General features: G+C 40.1%; 13 protein-coding genes and 1 CRISPR repeat array. Of the genes, 7 read left to right on the forward strand and 6 right to left on the reverse strand.

The features are described from left to right. Positions 1-81: 81 nt before the first annotated feature. Together FHG85_RS04085 and FHG85_RS04090 are read right to left on the reverse strand one after the other, a co-directional pair. Positions 82-522 carry a TPM domain-containing protein gene (locus tag FHG85_RS04085; RefSeq protein WP_173073254.1) on the reverse strand — a complete coding sequence of 147 codons (441 nt, stop codon included), beginning with the start codon at positions 520-522 and terminating at the stop codon, positions 82-84. A gap of 124 nt (positions 523-646) precedes the next feature. Next, a complete protein-coding gene (locus FHG85_RS04090) occupies positions 647-1,252 on the reverse strand; it encodes a LemA family protein (RefSeq protein ID WP_173073256.1) in 606 nt (201 codons plus the stop codon). Between the two features lie 351 nt (positions 1,253-1,603). Between FHG85_RS04090 and cas9 the strand changes: the two genes are divergently transcribed. The 7 genes from cas9 (at position 1,604) to FHG85_RS04125 (ending at position 12,772) form a co-directional block, all read left to right on the forward strand. Beyond that, positions 1,604-5,341 carry a type II CRISPR RNA-guided endonuclease Cas9 gene (gene cas9 / locus FHG85_RS04095; RefSeq protein ID WP_173073258.1) on the forward strand — a complete coding sequence of 1,246 codons (3,738 nt, stop codon included), beginning with the start codon at positions 1,604-1,606 and terminating at the stop codon, positions 5,339-5,341. Positions 5,342-5,380: 39 nt separating this feature from the next. Continuing rightward, positions 5,381-6,013: a hypothetical protein gene (locus tag FHG85_RS04100; RefSeq protein WP_173073260.1), complete on the forward strand. Its 633-nt coding sequence runs from the start codon at positions 5,381-5,383 to the stop codon at positions 6,011-6,013. A 39-nt stretch (positions 6,014-6,052) separates the two neighbouring features. Further along, on the forward strand, positions 6,053-6,961 hold the full coding sequence (gene cas1 / locus FHG85_RS04105; RefSeq protein WP_173073262.1) for a type II CRISPR-associated endonuclease Cas1: 909 nt from the start codon (positions 6,053-6,055) through the stop codon (positions 6,959-6,961). A 59-nt stretch (positions 6,962-7,020) separates the two neighbouring features. Next, a complete protein-coding gene (cas2, locus tag FHG85_RS04110; protein ID WP_173073264.1) occupies positions 7,021-7,362 on the forward strand; it encodes a CRISPR-associated endonuclease Cas2 in 342 nt (113 codons plus the stop codon). Between the two features lie 144 nt (positions 7,363-7,506). Further along, positions 7,507-8,464: a CRISPR direct-repeat array (repeat unit 46 nt; unit sequence GCTGTGACCAATATGTCAAAGATACAATCTGAAAGCAATTCACAAC). 262 nt (positions 8,465-8,726) lie between these two features. Then, a complete protein-coding gene (locus FHG85_RS04115) occupies positions 8,727-9,863 on the forward strand; it encodes an AAA family ATPase (RefSeq protein WP_173073266.1) in 1,137 nt (378 codons plus the stop codon). Positions 9,864-10,323: 460 nt separating this feature from the next. Continuing rightward, complete coding sequence (locus tag FHG85_RS04120; protein ID WP_173073268.1) at positions 10,324-12,339, forward strand: urocanate hydratase; 2,016 nt, start codon at positions 10,324-10,326, stop codon at positions 12,337-12,339. 28 nt (positions 12,340-12,367) lie between these two features. Then, positions 12,368-12,772: a hypothetical protein gene (locus FHG85_RS04125; protein WP_173073270.1), complete on the forward strand. Its 405-nt coding sequence runs from the start codon at positions 12,368-12,370 to the stop codon at positions 12,770-12,772. Here the strand turns inward: FHG85_RS04125 and FHG85_RS04130 are convergent. Genes FHG85_RS04130 through porV form a run of 4 tightly spaced genes read right to left on the reverse strand, consistent with a single transcriptional unit; the run spans position 12,769 to position 15,153 of the window. Beyond that, positions 12,769-13,098 (reverse strand): thioredoxin family protein, encoded by a 330-nt coding sequence (locus FHG85_RS04130; RefSeq protein WP_173073272.1) that lies wholly within the window; start codon positions 13,096-13,098, stop codon positions 12,769-12,771. The two genes, FHG85_RS04125 and FHG85_RS04130, sit on opposite strands and share 4 nt — an antisense overlap. Beyond that, the gene (locus FHG85_RS04135) at positions 13,092-13,478 is read right to left on the reverse strand and encodes a CoA-binding protein (RefSeq protein WP_173073274.1); all 387 of its coding nucleotides are present in this window, start codon (positions 13,476-13,478) and stop codon (positions 13,092-13,094) included. The genes FHG85_RS04130 and FHG85_RS04135 overlap by 7 nt, the downstream gene beginning before the upstream one ends. A gap of 4 nt (positions 13,479-13,482) precedes the next feature. Next, positions 13,483-13,962 carry a 2-C-methyl-D-erythritol 2,4-cyclodiphosphate synthase gene (gene ispF / locus FHG85_RS04140; protein WP_173073276.1) on the reverse strand — a complete coding sequence of 160 codons (480 nt, stop codon included), beginning with the start codon at positions 13,960-13,962 and terminating at the stop codon, positions 13,483-13,485. A 3-nt stretch (positions 13,963-13,965) separates the two neighbouring features. Further along, positions 13,966-15,153 (reverse strand): type IX secretion system outer membrane channel protein PorV, encoded by a 1,188-nt coding sequence (porV, locus tag FHG85_RS04145; protein ID WP_173073278.1) that lies wholly within the window; start codon positions 15,151-15,153, stop codon positions 13,966-13,968. Positions 15,154-15,304 lie beyond the last annotated feature (151 nt).

Below are 15,304 nucleotides of genomic sequence, written 5' to 3' on the forward strand. Positions count from 1 at the left end.
TGTTATTAAATTTAGAGTTTGTTATTATGTTGCCATATCGCTTAAGTTAACCTTGTATTTGGTTTGCTGCCTAGTTAAAGGCTATCCAAACGATATGTCATCGCTTAGCTCGTTAATGTCGGTTTTGGCATTGTAAGGGAAATGCGTAGAAAGCTGTTCGCCAGCCATCTTAATGCCCTTTACTAAGCCTTCGGCCAACCTATCTTCCTTAAACTCTGCTAGCATTGCTTCTTTTATGTTATCCCAAAAATTTTCGGGCACCTTACTATTTATACCCGCGTCACCAAGAATGGCAAACTTATGATCGTTTAGCGATAGGTAAAAAAGCACACCATTTCTAAGCTTGGTTTTATGCATTTTTAGCATGGCAAAAACTTGAGCAGCCCTATCAAGCGGGTTGTCAAGCTTGCACTCCCATTCTACGTGTACCCTAATCTCGCCCGAAGTGTTTTTCTCAGCCTCTTCAATAGCCGATACTATCAGTTTTTTCTGATTTTCAGAGAAGAAATCTTTTGGTTTCATTGCTTTTTTGTTTGATGGCAAGTATCTAGCGCATTAATCTAGATATAGAAAAAAATGATGATACCCCCATGTAACTCCTACTTGTGTTAAACTTAAAGAATTACATGGGGTGCAAAAAATGGAGTTAGTTTGTACCAAAGTCAACCTTTGGTGCTTTCTCGGCACCTGCTTCGGCCTCAAAGTAAGCTTTCTTTTCAAAACCAAACAGGCTTGCCCAGATATTTTTAGGAAACTTCCTGATATAGGCGTTATAATCCTTAACCATTTCGTTAAACTTGCGGCGTTCAACTGCAATCCGATTTTCTGTTCCTTCGAGCTGGGCTTGTAGGTCTAAAAAGTTTTGGTTTGCCTTTAGATCGGGATAGCGCTCAACAACTACCATTAATCGCGATAACGCGCTACTAAGCTCTCCCTGTGCCGATTGAAACTGTTTCAGGCTTTGTGCATCGAGCTTGTCGGGATTGATGTTTACGCTGGTTGCCTTTGCCCTTGCCTCAATCACCTGGGTTAGGGTTTGCTGCTCAAAGTTGGCATATCCCTTTACCGTATTAACCAGGTTGGGAATAAGATCGAGCCTGCGCTGGTATACGTTCTCCACATTACCCCACTGGGCTTTCACATTCTCATCCTTGGTTACCATGTTGTTATAGGTACCCTTTATTGAGCTGTAAAGGAGTAGCACTACTGCCGCTACTATGGCTATTACTATCCATTTCTTGCTGATGTTCATGGCTGTATGTTTTTAAGGTTAATAGTTTCAACTCTTTCGCTTCAAATTCCATGCACAAGATAGGGTAAAGTTTGAAAATAGGCCCATCGGGCATACATTTTTAACACACTTTGGGCGTAATCGGACAGGTTTGAAGCTTTGGCTGACAGGTTGGCAGGATTTTGATAATAATGGATAATATGACTTTTAATCCTTTTTGATTAATTGAAAAAAAATCAATTAATTTTAATATTAAAATAAGGAAGGCGAGTTTCCCCGCCTTAAATGTTTTCACAACGGAATAATCCTTATTGTGAATTGCTTCAGATTGTTATACAAATATAATTTGATAATGATAAAAATACAAATGTTATGAAAAGAATTTTAGGACTTGATTTAGGTTCTGCATCAATTGGCTGGGCGTTGATTAGAGAAAATGAGATTAATGGTAATGTTAACCGCGAAATACTGGGTTTAGGTTGCCGAATTATTCCTTACGAAGGAACCGAAGGAAAAGACTTTGAAAAAGGATCGGGTGAAAGTAGAAACGCTATCCGAACACAAATGCGAACGATGCGAAAGGGTTATGACCGCTATCAGCTGCGAAGAAAATATTTAGTGCAAGAGCTGATTAAGCATAATATGTACCCATCCGATGAACTAAAAGGACTTCCAAAGATACAGCTATGGGAACTTAGAAATAGAGCGGCAACCGAAAGAGTATCACTTACAGAGTTAGGAAGAATTTTATTGTGGTTGAATCAAAAGCGAGGGTATAAGAGCAGTAGAAGCGACTCAAATTTGGATAAAAAGGATACTGAGTATGTGGCAACAGTAAAAAGTCGTCACCAGTTGATTAAAGAGCAAAACCTAACCATTGGACAGTACTTTTACAAACAATTACAAAACGACCAGTTTTTTAGAGTTAAGGAGAAGGTTTTCCCACGAGAAGCATATATCGAGGAGTTTGATACTATTTGCAATGAGCAAAAAAAACACTATCCTAATATTTTAACTCAAGAGTTAATCTCAAAAATACGGAATGAAATAATATATTACCAAAGGCCATTGAAATCCCAGAAAGGTCTTGTTTCGGTATGCGAATTTGAAGGATTCTGGCGTAAAGGACCCGATGGTAAAGAGTACTTTGTTGGCCCAAAGGTCGCCCCCAGAAGTTCCCCTATTTTTCAATATGCAAAGATATGGGAAAACATCAATAACATTAAAATTGAAAATAAACAGGGCAATAACATCGAAATAACCCTTGAGCAGAAAAGAGCACTTTTTGAGCATCTGGATAATAACGAAAAGTTAACCACCACCGATATTGTTAGAATACTAGGATTAAAGAAAAATGAATGTTTTTTCAATAAGCAATTGGCTAAAGGAATAGTTGGTAATGCAACCAAGTGTGCAATTTTGAATTGCTTTGATGAGGCTCACAAATACGCTCATCTAGTAAAGTTTGAACTCGATATTATTGAAACAAGTAAAAAAACATACCTATACGATAACACCACTGGCGAAGTAATAAACGAAAAAACAGTAAAGTACATTCATCCTAAAATTGAAAAGGAACCATTATTTGTATTGTGGCATACCATATACTCAATCTCTGATCAGGATGAGTGCAGCAGAGTTTTGCAGGATAAATTCGGAATAGAAAAGGAGATTGCTGATAAGCTGGCAAGTATCGATTTTACAAAACATGGATTTGGCAATAAATCGACAAAAACTTTAAGAAAAATATTGCCATATTTAATGGAGGGCGATAAGTATAGCGAGGCCATGTGCTATGCTGGTTATAACCATTCAAATTCCCTTACAAAAGATGAAAATCTAAAAAGAGAGTTGCAGGAAAAACTTAAGCCTATTCCAAAAAACTCGCTCAGGCAACCCATTGTGGAAAAAATATTAAACCAAATGGTGAATGTGGTCAATGCTATTATTGATAAATATGGGAAACCCGATGAAATTAGGATTGAGCTAGCTAGAGAGTTAAAGCAAAGTAAAGAGGAACGAAATGAAACATATTTGAATATTACAAAAAGAGAAAGAGAGAATGAACAAATCGCTAAAAAACTGCAAGAGTTTGGCCTAAGAGCAACCCGAAATAATATTCTTAAATGGCGACTTTATGAGGAAATGGACAATGAGGATAAGAAGTTAAACGCAATCTGTATATACTGTGGTCAACCAATTTCGCTGGTTGAAGCAATTAAAGGCGCTGATGTTGATATTGAACATATAATTCCAAAATCGAAACTATTTGACGATTCACAAAGCAATAAAACCCTTGCACATCGCCATTGTAACACAGGGAAGGGTGATTTAACCGCTTACGATTTCATGAAATCAAAACCCACTGAACTGTTTAATGCCTACCTTGAGAGGGTAGCAAAACTTTATGCCAATAAAGTTATAAGTAAGGCAAAGCGTGACAAACTACTTATGACCGAGAGCAAAATCCCCAATAACTTTATTGACCGACAGCTAAGGGAAAGTCAGTATATCGCAAAAAAGGCAAGGGAAATACTTCAAACAATATCGCATAACGTTTGGACTACATCGGGCAGTGTTACCGCAGAGCTAAGGAGGCTATGGGGCTGGGACGATGTGACGATGAATCTACAATTCAACAAGTATAAGGAGTTAGGGTTGACCTCGTTTGTGGAGTGGGAAAGCGAGCATGGCAAGAGTAAGCATAGTAAAGAGGTTATTACAGGATGGAGTAAACGCGATGACCACAGGCATCATGCAGTAGATGCACTTGTTATTGCTTGCACTAAACAGGGTTATATTCAGCGATTTAACACTCTTAACTCAAGTAGAACCAAACAAGACCTGATAGCCGATGTTGAGAAAAAATCTTTAGAATTTAAGGAAAAGCTCTCGCTCCTTGAAAAGTATATAGTAAGCGAACAGCCTTTTACCGTTAAGGAGGTTGAGGAAAAGGTCGCAGAAATTTTGGTGTCGTTTAAAGCTGGTAAAAAGGTTGCCGTAACTGGAAAAAGGAAAGTTGGAAAAAAGGGTAATAAAAAAGTAGTACAAACAGGCATTATTATACCAAGAGGAGCCTTGCACGAAGAAAGTGTGTATGGGAAGATTAAGACAGCAGTACACAAGCCAATAAAATATGCTTTTGAAAATCCGGACCTAATTGTGATTCCAAAAATCAAAAAACTAGTTGAGGAACGACTTTCAAAATATGAAAACGTCAAAGATGCCATTGCGTCGCTGAAGAAAGAGCCTTTGTTTATTGATAAGAATAAACAGGTTTTACTTAAATATGCTTCATGTTATAGCAGCGATTATGTAATAAAATATCCTGTAGATATTAATTTCAATAAAGTTGATAAGGTTGTTGACGGGCGGATTAAACAAATATTGCAAGCAAGACTCAATAAGTTTAATGGAAAGCATAAGGAGGCTTTTAAAGACATGCAGCGTGGCGATAAGGTGATTAAATGGTATGAGGATGAAGGCCTACCAGTACCAATCAAGACAGTTCGATGCTATACGGGTCTCTCGGCTGTTGTTCCTGTAAAAAAGGATGAGAATGGCAACAATATTGGTTTCGTAAAACCAGGAAACAATCATCACATTGCAATATATACCGATTCCGAGGGTAATAAGCATGAACATGTTTGCACATTCTGGCATGCGGTTGAGCGAAAAAAATTTGGATTGCCTGTAATAATCAAAAATACAAATGAAGTTTGGGATAAAATTCAACAAAAACCCCTGGGTACATACCCAGAGGAGTTCCTTGAGAAACTCCCTTTGCCTAATCTGACTTTGGAGGTAAGCATGCAGCAGAATGAGATGTTTATTCTGGGTATGGCACCAGAAGAAATATCTAATTGTCTTGATAATAAAGACTATAGGGCAATAAGTGAAAAATTGTATAGAGTCCAGAAACTTTCTATGAAAAATTATGTTTTTAGGCATCATGTAGAAACACAACTTATAGACAATGAGGCTTCTAAGAAAAGTAAACGATACTATTTAATACAGAGTTTGGGGGCTTTATTTAATTTAAATCCAGTAAAAGTTAAAATTGATTGCATTGGCAATATTATCGCTTGGAATAACACTGACGGGGTTTAAAACCCTGTCAGTGTTCTGGCCAAAAAAAATTTAATCGTCATGCCTAATTCCCGGGACATACCATTGGAGCACGGCTGTTACTACCACATTTTCAACCGTGGCATTAACGGCACACCATTGTTTTATGTACCTGATAACTACTTGCATTTTCTTAGGCTATACGATAAATATATCTCTCCAATAGCCTATACCTTTGCCTGGTGCTTGATGGGGAACCATTTTCATTTGCTGGTACGGATAAAGGAGGAGAACGAGGTAATTGTTACGTCGCTACCCAACCCAGTCAGGGTTTTGAACCATGTTTGGGTTAGCTCCAATAAAACCCTCAAATCGCCTCATCTATACTTTTCGAATCTTTTTAATTCGTACGCACAAGCAATTAACAAGCAACAGCATAGAACGGGGTCATTGTTTGAACGCCCTTTCCATCGTCTAAAAATATCCTCAGAGGAATACCTACAAAACCTTGTAGTTTATATACATCAGAATCCCACTCATCATGGCTTTACCAATGATTTTAGGAATTACCCATGGACATCGTATGGTAGTATTATCTCCACAAAACCAACAAAGGTTGAGAGGGAAACCGTGCTGGAGTGGTTTAACGGCAAGGAGAATTTTATTGAAGTACATCGTAAAATAGTTGACCTTGATATAATTCATGACCACTGACAAGGTTTTAACCCCTGTCAGTGGCATAATGATACAGATATGATAAAACGCACCCTTTATTTCGGAAACCCTGCCTACCTAAAGGCTAGGGATGAGCAAATGGTTATTGAATACCCCGGTGGTGATACCGAAAGCAAATCAATACCAATCGAAGATATTGGAGTAGTTATTCTTGATTCCCCACAAATTACAATAACCCACGTGTTGCTCAATAAACTACTGGAAAATAATGCTGCAGTTATTACCACTAATGAACGGCATATGCCATCGGGTTTGCTGTATCCTTTGGAATCCAACACGCTTCAAAGCGAACGTTTTGCCGTTCAGCTCACGGCAAGCGTTCCGCTTAAAAAACAGTTATGGCAGCAAACCGTACAGACTAAAATTCAGAATCAGGCAGCACTCCTTAAGTCTGTTGGGGTTGATGTTGAGCCTATGCTTTACTGGGCACGAAGCGTAAGAAGTGGTGACCCCGATAACTACGAGGGCCGTGCTGCTGCCTATTACTGGAAAAACCTTTACATGGGTTACATCAACGATATTATTTTTACAAGGGGCAGAAACGAGGATGAACCCAATAATCTGCTTAACTATGGCTATGCCATACTTCGTGCGGTGGTAGCCCGAAGCCTAGTGGCTAGCGGGTTGCTCCCCACACTCGGAATTCACCACCATAACCGTTACAATGCATTTTGCCTTGCCGATGATATCATGGAACCTTACAGACCCTTTGTGGATAAAGTTGTTCTTGAGATAGTTAAAGAGGGTCTTGATTATACACAGCTAACTAAAGAAATAAAAGCGAAACTCCTTGTTATTCCGGCTATGGATGTGAAGATTGATGGGAAAAGTAGCCCATTGATGATTGCTACACAGCGAACCACAGCATCGCTTTACAATTGCTTCAATGGTGCTAGCCGTAAAATGCTATATCCAACATTTTCGTAATTTCAATACAAACCCCGACAGAGTTCAGAACCCTGTCGGGGTTCAATTCCAAAACATCTATGACCACTCTTAACCGCCTAAACCAATATCGAGTTATGTGGGTGTTAGTGTTTTTTGATTTGCCAACCGAAACCAAAAAGGAGCGTAAACAGTATGCGCTGTTCCGCAAGAATTTACTTAAAGATGGTTTCTCGATGTTCCAGTTTTCAATATACACTCGGTGTTGCCCAAGCCGCGAGAATGCCGACGTGCATATTAAACGCGTGAAAAGTTTTCTTCCCCCCAATGGCTATGTGGGAATATTGTGTATAACAGACAAGCAGTTTGGTTCCATGGAACTTTTCCTTTCCACCAAACCCATTAAAGCGAGCACAGAACCTCAGCAGCTGGAGCTGTTTTAAAACTGAAGCATTTAAGTCAGAAAAGTCATATGGCAGAAATAAAAAATCCACAGAAAAAGGTTCCTGTGGATATTCTATTGGTCACTTTTATTATTCGAAATACTGGTCTAACAAACTTAGGTACAGAAAGATAGATTTACCTATGCTGTGACCAATATGTCAAAGATACAATCTGAAAGCAATTCACAACTTATTATACTCAATTATATATACTTGTTTAGCTGTGACCAATATGTCAAAGATACAATCTGAAAGCAATTCACAACTTCACCCATACATATTTAAAGAAAACCAGAGCTGTGACCAATATGTCAAAGATACAATCTGAAAGCAATTCACAACATCTCTCCTGTAATGATGATACGAGACTTAGCTGTGACCAATATGTCAAAGATACAATCTGAAAGCAATTCACAACGAGAGAAGATGTAGGTAGCATCAACGATTAGCTGTGACCAATATGTCAAAGATACAATCTGAAAGCAATTCACAACAGACTCATTGCATCAATACGCGCCTGGTAGGCTGTGACCAATATGTCAAAGATACAATCTGAAAGCAATTCACAACTTGCTTGCTATCTCTTCTAATGTGTTCTCGGCTGTGACCAATATGTCAAAGATACAATCTGAAAGCAATTCACAACAGGTTAATCGCCTACCAGCAGATAACGCTAGCTGTGACCAATATGTCAAAGATACAATCTGAAAGCAATTCACAACAGAGCAGCATTTAGTGTCTTTATGGGAAATGCTGTGACCAATATGTCAAAGATACAATCTGAAAGCAATTCACAACATCTCGGCTCTGCGCTATCGGCAACTATTAGCTGTGACCAATATGTCAAAGATACAATCTGAAAGCAATTCACAACAAAGATATTCTTACCTGTTTCCTCAGATACGCTGTGACCAATATGTCAAAGATACAATCTGAAAGCAATTCACAACAATTGCTGTGAGGTGCTTCCTATCCGATGAGCTGTGACCAATATGTCAAAGATACAATCTGAAAGCAATTCACAACTCAGAGGTTGGAACTGGAATACTGAAAGTTGCTGTGACCAATATGTCAAAGATACAATCTGAAAGCAATTTACAACACCACCAAAATAAACTAAATCAAAAATAAAGCTGTAAATTCAAAGACTAATTTAAAAAAAAACGCAAGCAATTCACAACGCTCTTGGATAGCACATAACCAGGACTCTTGCGTCGCACCCCCCGCGGGTGCGTGGATTGCAAGGCTTTGGTTAATCCGTATACCTTGAGAAAATTATTTATTTCACGGAATGCGTTACGCAAAATGCGATATGCATATTGCGTAATGCCTTTTTTCTGCTTATATTGGCAAAAAGTAGTAAAATGGCTAAGGTAAAGGAGATAAACCCCTTTTTAGTAAATAGTTATATCTCAAAGGAGTACTTTTGCGATCGGAATAATGAGCTGAACATTTTGCTCAGGAATGTACAGAGCAACGTGAATACAACCTTGATATCGCCACGTAGGTTGGGAAAAACGGGGTTGATTTTTCGTTTTTTCGAATTGCTTCGCGAAGGGAGTGATTACGGAACTGTTTACGTGGATATTTATTCCTCACGTAACCTCGCTGATTTTATTAAGCTGCTTACCGCTGCAATTATCAATAGGTTCCCTGAGAGAACCCCTGTGGGGAAGCGTTTCCTAAAATTGATAAAGGGCTTACGTCCTACATTCTCGTTTGATGCCATTACCGGTACACCCCAAGTACAGTTTAGCTACCAATCCGAAAGCGATAAGGAATACACGCTGCTGCAATTGCTTACTTTTATCAATGAACAACCTAAGCCTGTTGTGGTAGCCCTTGATGAGTTTCAGCAAATTGCTCATTACCCTGAGAAAAACGTTGAGGCTATACTCCGCACGTATACTCAGCAATTTAACAATGTATGTTTTATTTTTAGTGGTAGTCGAAGGCATACTCTAATGGATATTTTTGCCAATGCCAAGAGACCATTTTACTCCAGTACCCGTTTCATGAACCTTGAGGCTATTGAAAGGGGTGCGTACAGAAATTTCATTCGTGAAAAATTTGAACAAGGGAAAAGGACTATAGATGATGAAAGCATCGATTACGTGCTGGAATGGACAAAGGGCTATACATTTTACACGCAGAGTCTTTGCAATAGGCTATTTTCTTATAGGAAAATTAACTTGGATACCGTGAAGACCGAGTGTTTAGCGTTGCTAAAGGAGAATGAGCCCGTATACCTTCAGTATAGAAATTTAATGACCAGTAAGCAATGGGATTTTCTACTTGCCTTGGCAAAGGAGGAATCGGTATTACAAATATATAGTAAAGAGTTTCTGCTGAAACATCAACTGGGGACTCCGTCGTCTATACGCAGGTTGCTCCATTCCTTACTTGAGAAGGAAATGGTACTTGAAGCTATCAGCTCTACCGGTTCAAACTATAGCGTGTATGATGTATTTTTAATGCGCTGGATGCAAAGAACGTATTAGCTTGCCTGCAGCTCTTTAAGCGGTGCAATAGAGTGTATGGCCAATATGAAAAAGATACAATCTGAACCGAGCGTTTTTTGCGTGTTCGACTAAGCCAAAGCAATTCACAACGCCCTTGGATAGCACATAACCAGGAGCCATGTGCCGCTCCCCGTGCGGGTGAGTGAAAACTAGGGTGCGTCTGAAAATCTGAGCCCTTTCCACCATTGATATGGCATAAACGTTGCTATTTCCCTCCAACTTTTTCTAGCTTCTTCCGTATATTTCCGATTCATTCCTCTAACTTCCTTTAACTTCTTCTCATTCTTCAACAAGAGATGCTTCGGCAAGCACAGCATGACAAAGGCATCCGACACATTCCGATTATTTCCAATTCATTCCGACTCTTTTCTGCTTCAAAACATCTTTGGTTAATGGGTTTAATTTCTAACTTTGTGCTAAACATTAAATTGTATAAAAAATGACACTAGAAGAGTTTCGCAAGGATATTCTGCAGGGCATACCCGATGAGCTTCCTGCACCAAAACCATGGGATCCTTCGGTTAACCATGCGCCTAAACGTAAAAAGATACTTACAACCGAGGAAAAGAAGTTGGCTGTTAAAAATGCTTTAAGGTATTTTCCTCCAAAGCATCATGCAGTTTTGGCCGAGGAGTTTTATAAGGAGCTGGAGGAGTATGGTAGGATTTACATGTATCGATTCCGTCCCGATTACAAGATTTATGCCCGTTCAATACACGATTTCCCGCATAAATCGGTTCAGGCAGCCTCAATCATGCTAATGCTCAGCAATAACCTCGATTATGCTGTTGCACAGCATCCCCATGAACTAATCACCTATGGGGGTAACGGTGCGGTATTCCAGAACTGGGCGCAGTATCGCCTAACCATGAAGTATTTGGCCGAGATGACCGACGAGCAAACTCTTGTGCTCTACTCTGGCCATCCCATGGGGCTATTCCCATCGCATCCCGATGCACCACGCGTTGTGGTGACAAATGGCATGATGATTCCCAACTATTCAAGCAAGGACGATTGGGAGCGTTACAACGCTTTGGGTGTAACCCAGTACGGACAGATGACAGCCGGGTCGTTTATGTATATTGGTCCGCAAGGAATTGTGCACGGAACCACTATCACAGTAATGAATGCCGGACGTAAGCAGATGAAACCTGGCGAAACCGATTTACGAGGGAAGATCTTCGTATCATCTGGGCTAGGGGGGATGTCTGGTGCTCAGCCTAAAGCTGCTGTTGTGGCTGGAATGGTGGGCGTAATTGCCGAGATTAACCCTAAGGCTGTTGAGGTGCGCCATGGCCAAAAATGGGTTGATGAGGTTTATACCAGCCTCGATGAGCTTATTCCACGAATTCGTCAGGCTTCGGCCAGCAAGGAGGCCGTTTCATTAGCCTATCAAGGAAATATAGTAGATTTATGGGAACGCTTAGTCGAAGAGGATATTCATGTTGACCTGGGTAGCGACCAAACATCGCTACATAATCCTTTTGCCGGTGGTTACTATCCTGTTGGGCTTAGCTTTGAGGAGTCGAATCGTATGATGGCTGAGCAACCCGAGCTTTTTAAGGAAAAGGTTTACGAAAGCCTACGTAGACATGTCAAGGCGATTAATGCACTTACTGCTAAGGGCATGTACTTTTTCGACTATGGTAATGCATTCCTTCTGGAGAGTAGCCGAGCTGGTGCTGATATCCTTAAGCCTAATGGCGATTTTCGTTACCCATCGTATGTTCAGGATATTATGGGGCCCATGTTCTTTGATTATGGGTTTGGACCATTTCGCTGGGTTTGTACCTCATCCGATCCTAAGGACCTGGAGGTTACCGATTCCATTGCCCTTGAGGTGCTCGAGGAGATTGCTAAAACAGCTCCTACCGAAATTATGGGGCAGTTACAGGATAATATTCATTGGATTCGCGAGGCTGGTAGAAACAACCTGGTGGTTGGTTCACAGGCCCGTATCCTTTATGCCGATGCCGAAGGGCGCATAAAGATTGCTGCTGCATTCAACAAGGCTATACGCGAAGGTCGCATTTCTGCACCGGTTGTGCTGGGACGTGACCACCATGACGTTTCTGGAACTGATTCACCTTACCGCGAAACATCTAACATCTACGATGGTTCGCGATTTACTGCTGACATGGCAATCCAAAATGTTATTGGCGATGCCTTCCGCGGTGCAACATGGGTATCTATCCATAATGGTGGTGGTGTAGGCTGGGGTGAGGTAATTAATGGTGGTTTTGGTATGACACTCGATGGCTCCGATGCGGCCGACCGTAGGTTACACATGATGCTGCACTGGGATGTGAACAATGGAATTGCACGTCGCAGCTGGGCTCGTAACAGTGGCGCCATGTTTGCCATTAAACGCGAAATGGAGCGCACTCCTTTACTAAAGGTTACGCTGCCCAATATTGCTGATGATAGCTTGATAGACCAAGTGGTGAAGGGTTAATTCCCTTCATCACTCTAAATATCTGCAAATGAAAAAACTGGTTAAAACTATTGCCTTTGCACTTTTGGGCATTACCCTTTTGGGCTCGTCGTGCGATAAGTATGAGCAGGGTGAGGGAGTTACTGGTGTATGGTTGTGCAGGGAATACTATAGTGGGAGTAAATACAGAACCTACAATGTTAGCATCGATAGGTATACTCAACTCGATTCAAACACCTATGTTGTATACAACATGTATAATCTCGGGTTAAATGTTGAAACGTATATTCATCTCTCCGATACTGTTTTCTCAATTATAGGGACTAATAGCGACATGTATTACTTTACGGGCAAAGGGACATGGCACAAGGCTGCACAGGTCATTGAATGGGAGTACAGCGTTTCGGGACAGGTTAGTGACCCCTATGTTAATGCTGTATTTGAACGTCCTTAGTCGAAAAGGATGGAGTAGGGGCGAGCCACTGCCTGTTTAAATGTAGCAAGATTGATGTTCCGTGCCATCCTTAGCGATTCCTTCCCTTCAAAGAATATTAGAACCGTTGGAAAGGTGAATACTGAAAATTTCCCGCAAATTTCTGGTGTTTCATTTGCGTTAACAACGTAAATATTCATTTTGGGAAACTCAGTTCCAACAATCTGCTCAAGTTGAGGCAGCATAACGTGACAAACTCCACATGCATCGGAGTTAAAATAGATTGCAGTAGCAGGTTCTGAAAGGGCACTGCTTAAGTCTGTTTCGGTTTGAATTACTTTTACCATTCGTAGTATATTCCGTTACTTAACATTACAAGTGTGCATCCTTCAACAGTATTAATGCCATTTTGGCGAGCAAGTTTCACTAGTTCTGGATTTTCTGTTCCAGGATTGAAAATAATACGTTTAGGCCTTAAGCCTAAAATATAATCGTAGTAAGGGGGTTGGTTTTGAGGACCAAGATATAAGGTTATGGTGTGTATATCGTCAACCCTTATTGGCTCAGTCTGAATTTTAACATCTTCAACCATTCCACTACGTGTACCAATTGCGATTACTTCAATACCATGCTTTCTCAACCTTCGAATGGCTAGGTTTGAGTAGCGTTCTGGTTTAAGGCTTGCACCAAGCACAAGCGTTTTAGGAAGAAACTCGTTACTTGTCATCAACCTAAATCTTTTTGATTAAAACCACAGCATACGCTGCCAAACCCTTCTCTTTCCCAACAAATCCCAATTTTTCTGTTGTAGTCGCTTTAATTGATACCTGACTCTGGTCTATACCCATTACTTCTGCTAATGATTCTCTCATTTTAGGGATTAATTCCTTAACCTTAGGTTTTTGCAGGCAAATGGTAGTGTCGATATTGCCAATCCCATAACCCTCTTTTTTGATTAATTCGACACACTTTTTAAGCAGAAGTTTGCTATCAATCCCTTTAAGTGTTGGGTCGGTATCGGGAAAATGTAATCCAATATCACCTAAGTTGGCAGCACCAAGCAAGGCGTCGCAAATGGCATGTATTAGCGCATCGCCATCGGAATGACCCAAAGAACCCTTAGTGTGCTCTATTTTTATTCCACCCAGCCAAAAGGGGATGCCCTCTTTTAGCTGGTGAACATCGTAGCCAAAGCCAACGCGGAATTCCATCAATTAGTTTTTGTTTCTTTTGTTTGACGAGGAAAACTCAACAGCTATTGAGAATCGTAAGGTATTAGCCATTGGGCTGTTAAATCCACCCGTAGCGATAAGGTACGAAAAGTCGATGTTAAAAATATTGTAACGTAAGCCTGCTCCTAGCGTAATGTATTTGCGGTTTCCTTTATTTTGACTTTCGTGAAAGTATCCAGCCCTAATTGCAAACTGCTTGGCATACCAGTACTCAATACCAGTAGCAATATAAATTTCATCTAGTTCTTCGCTAAGCCCTCCTGGTGCATCATAGAACGATTGAATCATGCCTTGAACTACCGATACGTTTGGGTCCATACCCTTAACAATATCACCATTGGTATTATAAATTGGTGGGGTTGGGACCAGTAGCTTATTTAAATCCAGTAGGAATGAGAAGCTATTATATTGATCGATGTCGAGAGAAATTCTACCGCCAACTCTCATATTAATGGGTATAAATTCTTTTTGTGGATCTTCGTTGTATGAAAGTTTTGTTCCAATATTTGAGATGTTAGCCCCTAAAGCCATTTGGCCATTCTTACCAGAAAGCGATATGGGATGTTGATAATATACAGCGAGATCGGCTGCAAAGGAAGTCCCTGGTTTACCAGCTCCCGTTCCAGTTGTTGTAAAGTTTCCTGTTAAATCGGAGCGAATATATCGGAATACCATGGCACCCGAGATGTAATCGGAGAATTTTCTTGAATACCCAAAATCGATAGCAAACTCATTAGGATTAAAAGCTTGTATGTAAGTATTATTATTATCTCTAAAAGTGATTTCTCCCATTGAGAAATATAAAAGCGAACCGCTAATGGTTTGTAACTTGTCAATTTGGTAAAAACCAGTTAAATGAGTAAGATTAATATCATTTACAAGATTACGAAGCCAAGGTGTGTATGAGAAACCAACGCCCCACTTTTTCCCCTCCACAAAAGGGAACTTAGCTGGATTCCAATGCTGAGAGTTAACATCGGGTATTGAAGCAACTCCGGCATCGCCCATTGCTGCACTCCTAGAGTCGGGTGCTATGGTTAAGAAAGGAACAGCAATTCGAAGCGCATTAAGTCCTCCTGTTAGCGATAGCGTGCTATCGAATTGTGCCTTGATTATAGGTTGAAAGCCAAGTAGAAACAGCAGTGAAATTCCAAAAATCTTCTTTAACATCGTTATAAATTTAAATGAGATTGCAAAATTAGTATTTATATGGTAATTTTTAGTAACGTTAATTAAATAGGTTTATTGTTTAATATCAAAAAAATCGAAACATTTTGTGTAGATATAAACAATTAAAAATCAGTTGCATGGAATAGCATGC

The organism is Tenuifilum thalassicum, assembly GCF_013265555.1.
GTDB classification, from domain to species: domain Bacteria; phylum Bacteroidota; class Bacteroidia; order Bacteroidales; family Tenuifilaceae; genus Tenuifilum; species Tenuifilum thalassicum.

What these genes read in the sequence shown, in the direction of transcription:
- FHG85_RS04085 (WP_173073254.1), bottom strand. Translation starts at nt 522, where the DNA reads ATGAAACCAAAAGATTTCTTCTCTGAAAATCAGAAAAAACTGATAGTA.
- FHG85_RS04090 (WP_173073256.1), bottom strand. Translation starts at nt 1,252, where the DNA reads ATGAACATCAGCAAGAAATGGATAGTAATAGCCATAGTAGCGGCAGTA.
- cas9 (WP_173073258.1), top strand. Translation starts at nt 1,604, where the DNA reads ATGAAAAGAATTTTAGGACTTGATTTAGGTTCTGCATCAATTGGCTGG.
- FHG85_RS04100 (WP_173073260.1), top strand. Translation starts at nt 5,381, where the DNA reads ATGCCTAATTCCCGGGACATACCATTGGAGCACGGCTGTTACTACCAC.
- cas1 (WP_173073262.1), top strand. Translation starts at nt 6,053, where the DNA reads ATGATAAAACGCACCCTTTATTTCGGAAACCCTGCCTACCTAAAGGCT.
- cas2 (WP_173073264.1), top strand. Translation starts at nt 7,021, where the DNA reads ATGACCACTCTTAACCGCCTAAACCAATATCGAGTTATGTGGGTGTTA.
- FHG85_RS04115 (WP_173073266.1), top strand. Translation starts at nt 8,727, where the DNA reads ATGGCTAAGGTAAAGGAGATAAACCCCTTTTTAGTAAATAGTTATATC.
- FHG85_RS04120 (WP_173073268.1), top strand. Translation starts at nt 10,324, where the DNA reads ATGACACTAGAAGAGTTTCGCAAGGATATTCTGCAGGGCATACCCGAT.
- FHG85_RS04125 (WP_173073270.1), top strand. Translation starts at nt 12,368, where the DNA reads ATGAAAAAACTGGTTAAAACTATTGCCTTTGCACTTTTGGGCATTACC.
- FHG85_RS04130 (WP_173073272.1), bottom strand. Translation starts at nt 13,098, where the DNA reads ATGGTAAAAGTAATTCAAACCGAAACAGACTTAAGCAGTGCCCTTTCA.
- FHG85_RS04135 (WP_173073274.1), bottom strand. Translation starts at nt 13,478, where the DNA reads ATGACAAGTAACGAGTTTCTTCCTAAAACGCTTGTGCTTGGTGCAAGC.
- ispF (WP_173073276.1), bottom strand. Translation starts at nt 13,962, where the DNA reads ATGGAATTCCGCGTTGGCTTTGGCTACGATGTTCACCAGCTAAAAGAG.
- porV (WP_173073278.1), bottom strand. Translation starts at nt 15,153, where the DNA reads ATGTTAAAGAAGATTTTTGGAATTTCACTGCTGTTTCTACTTGGCTTT.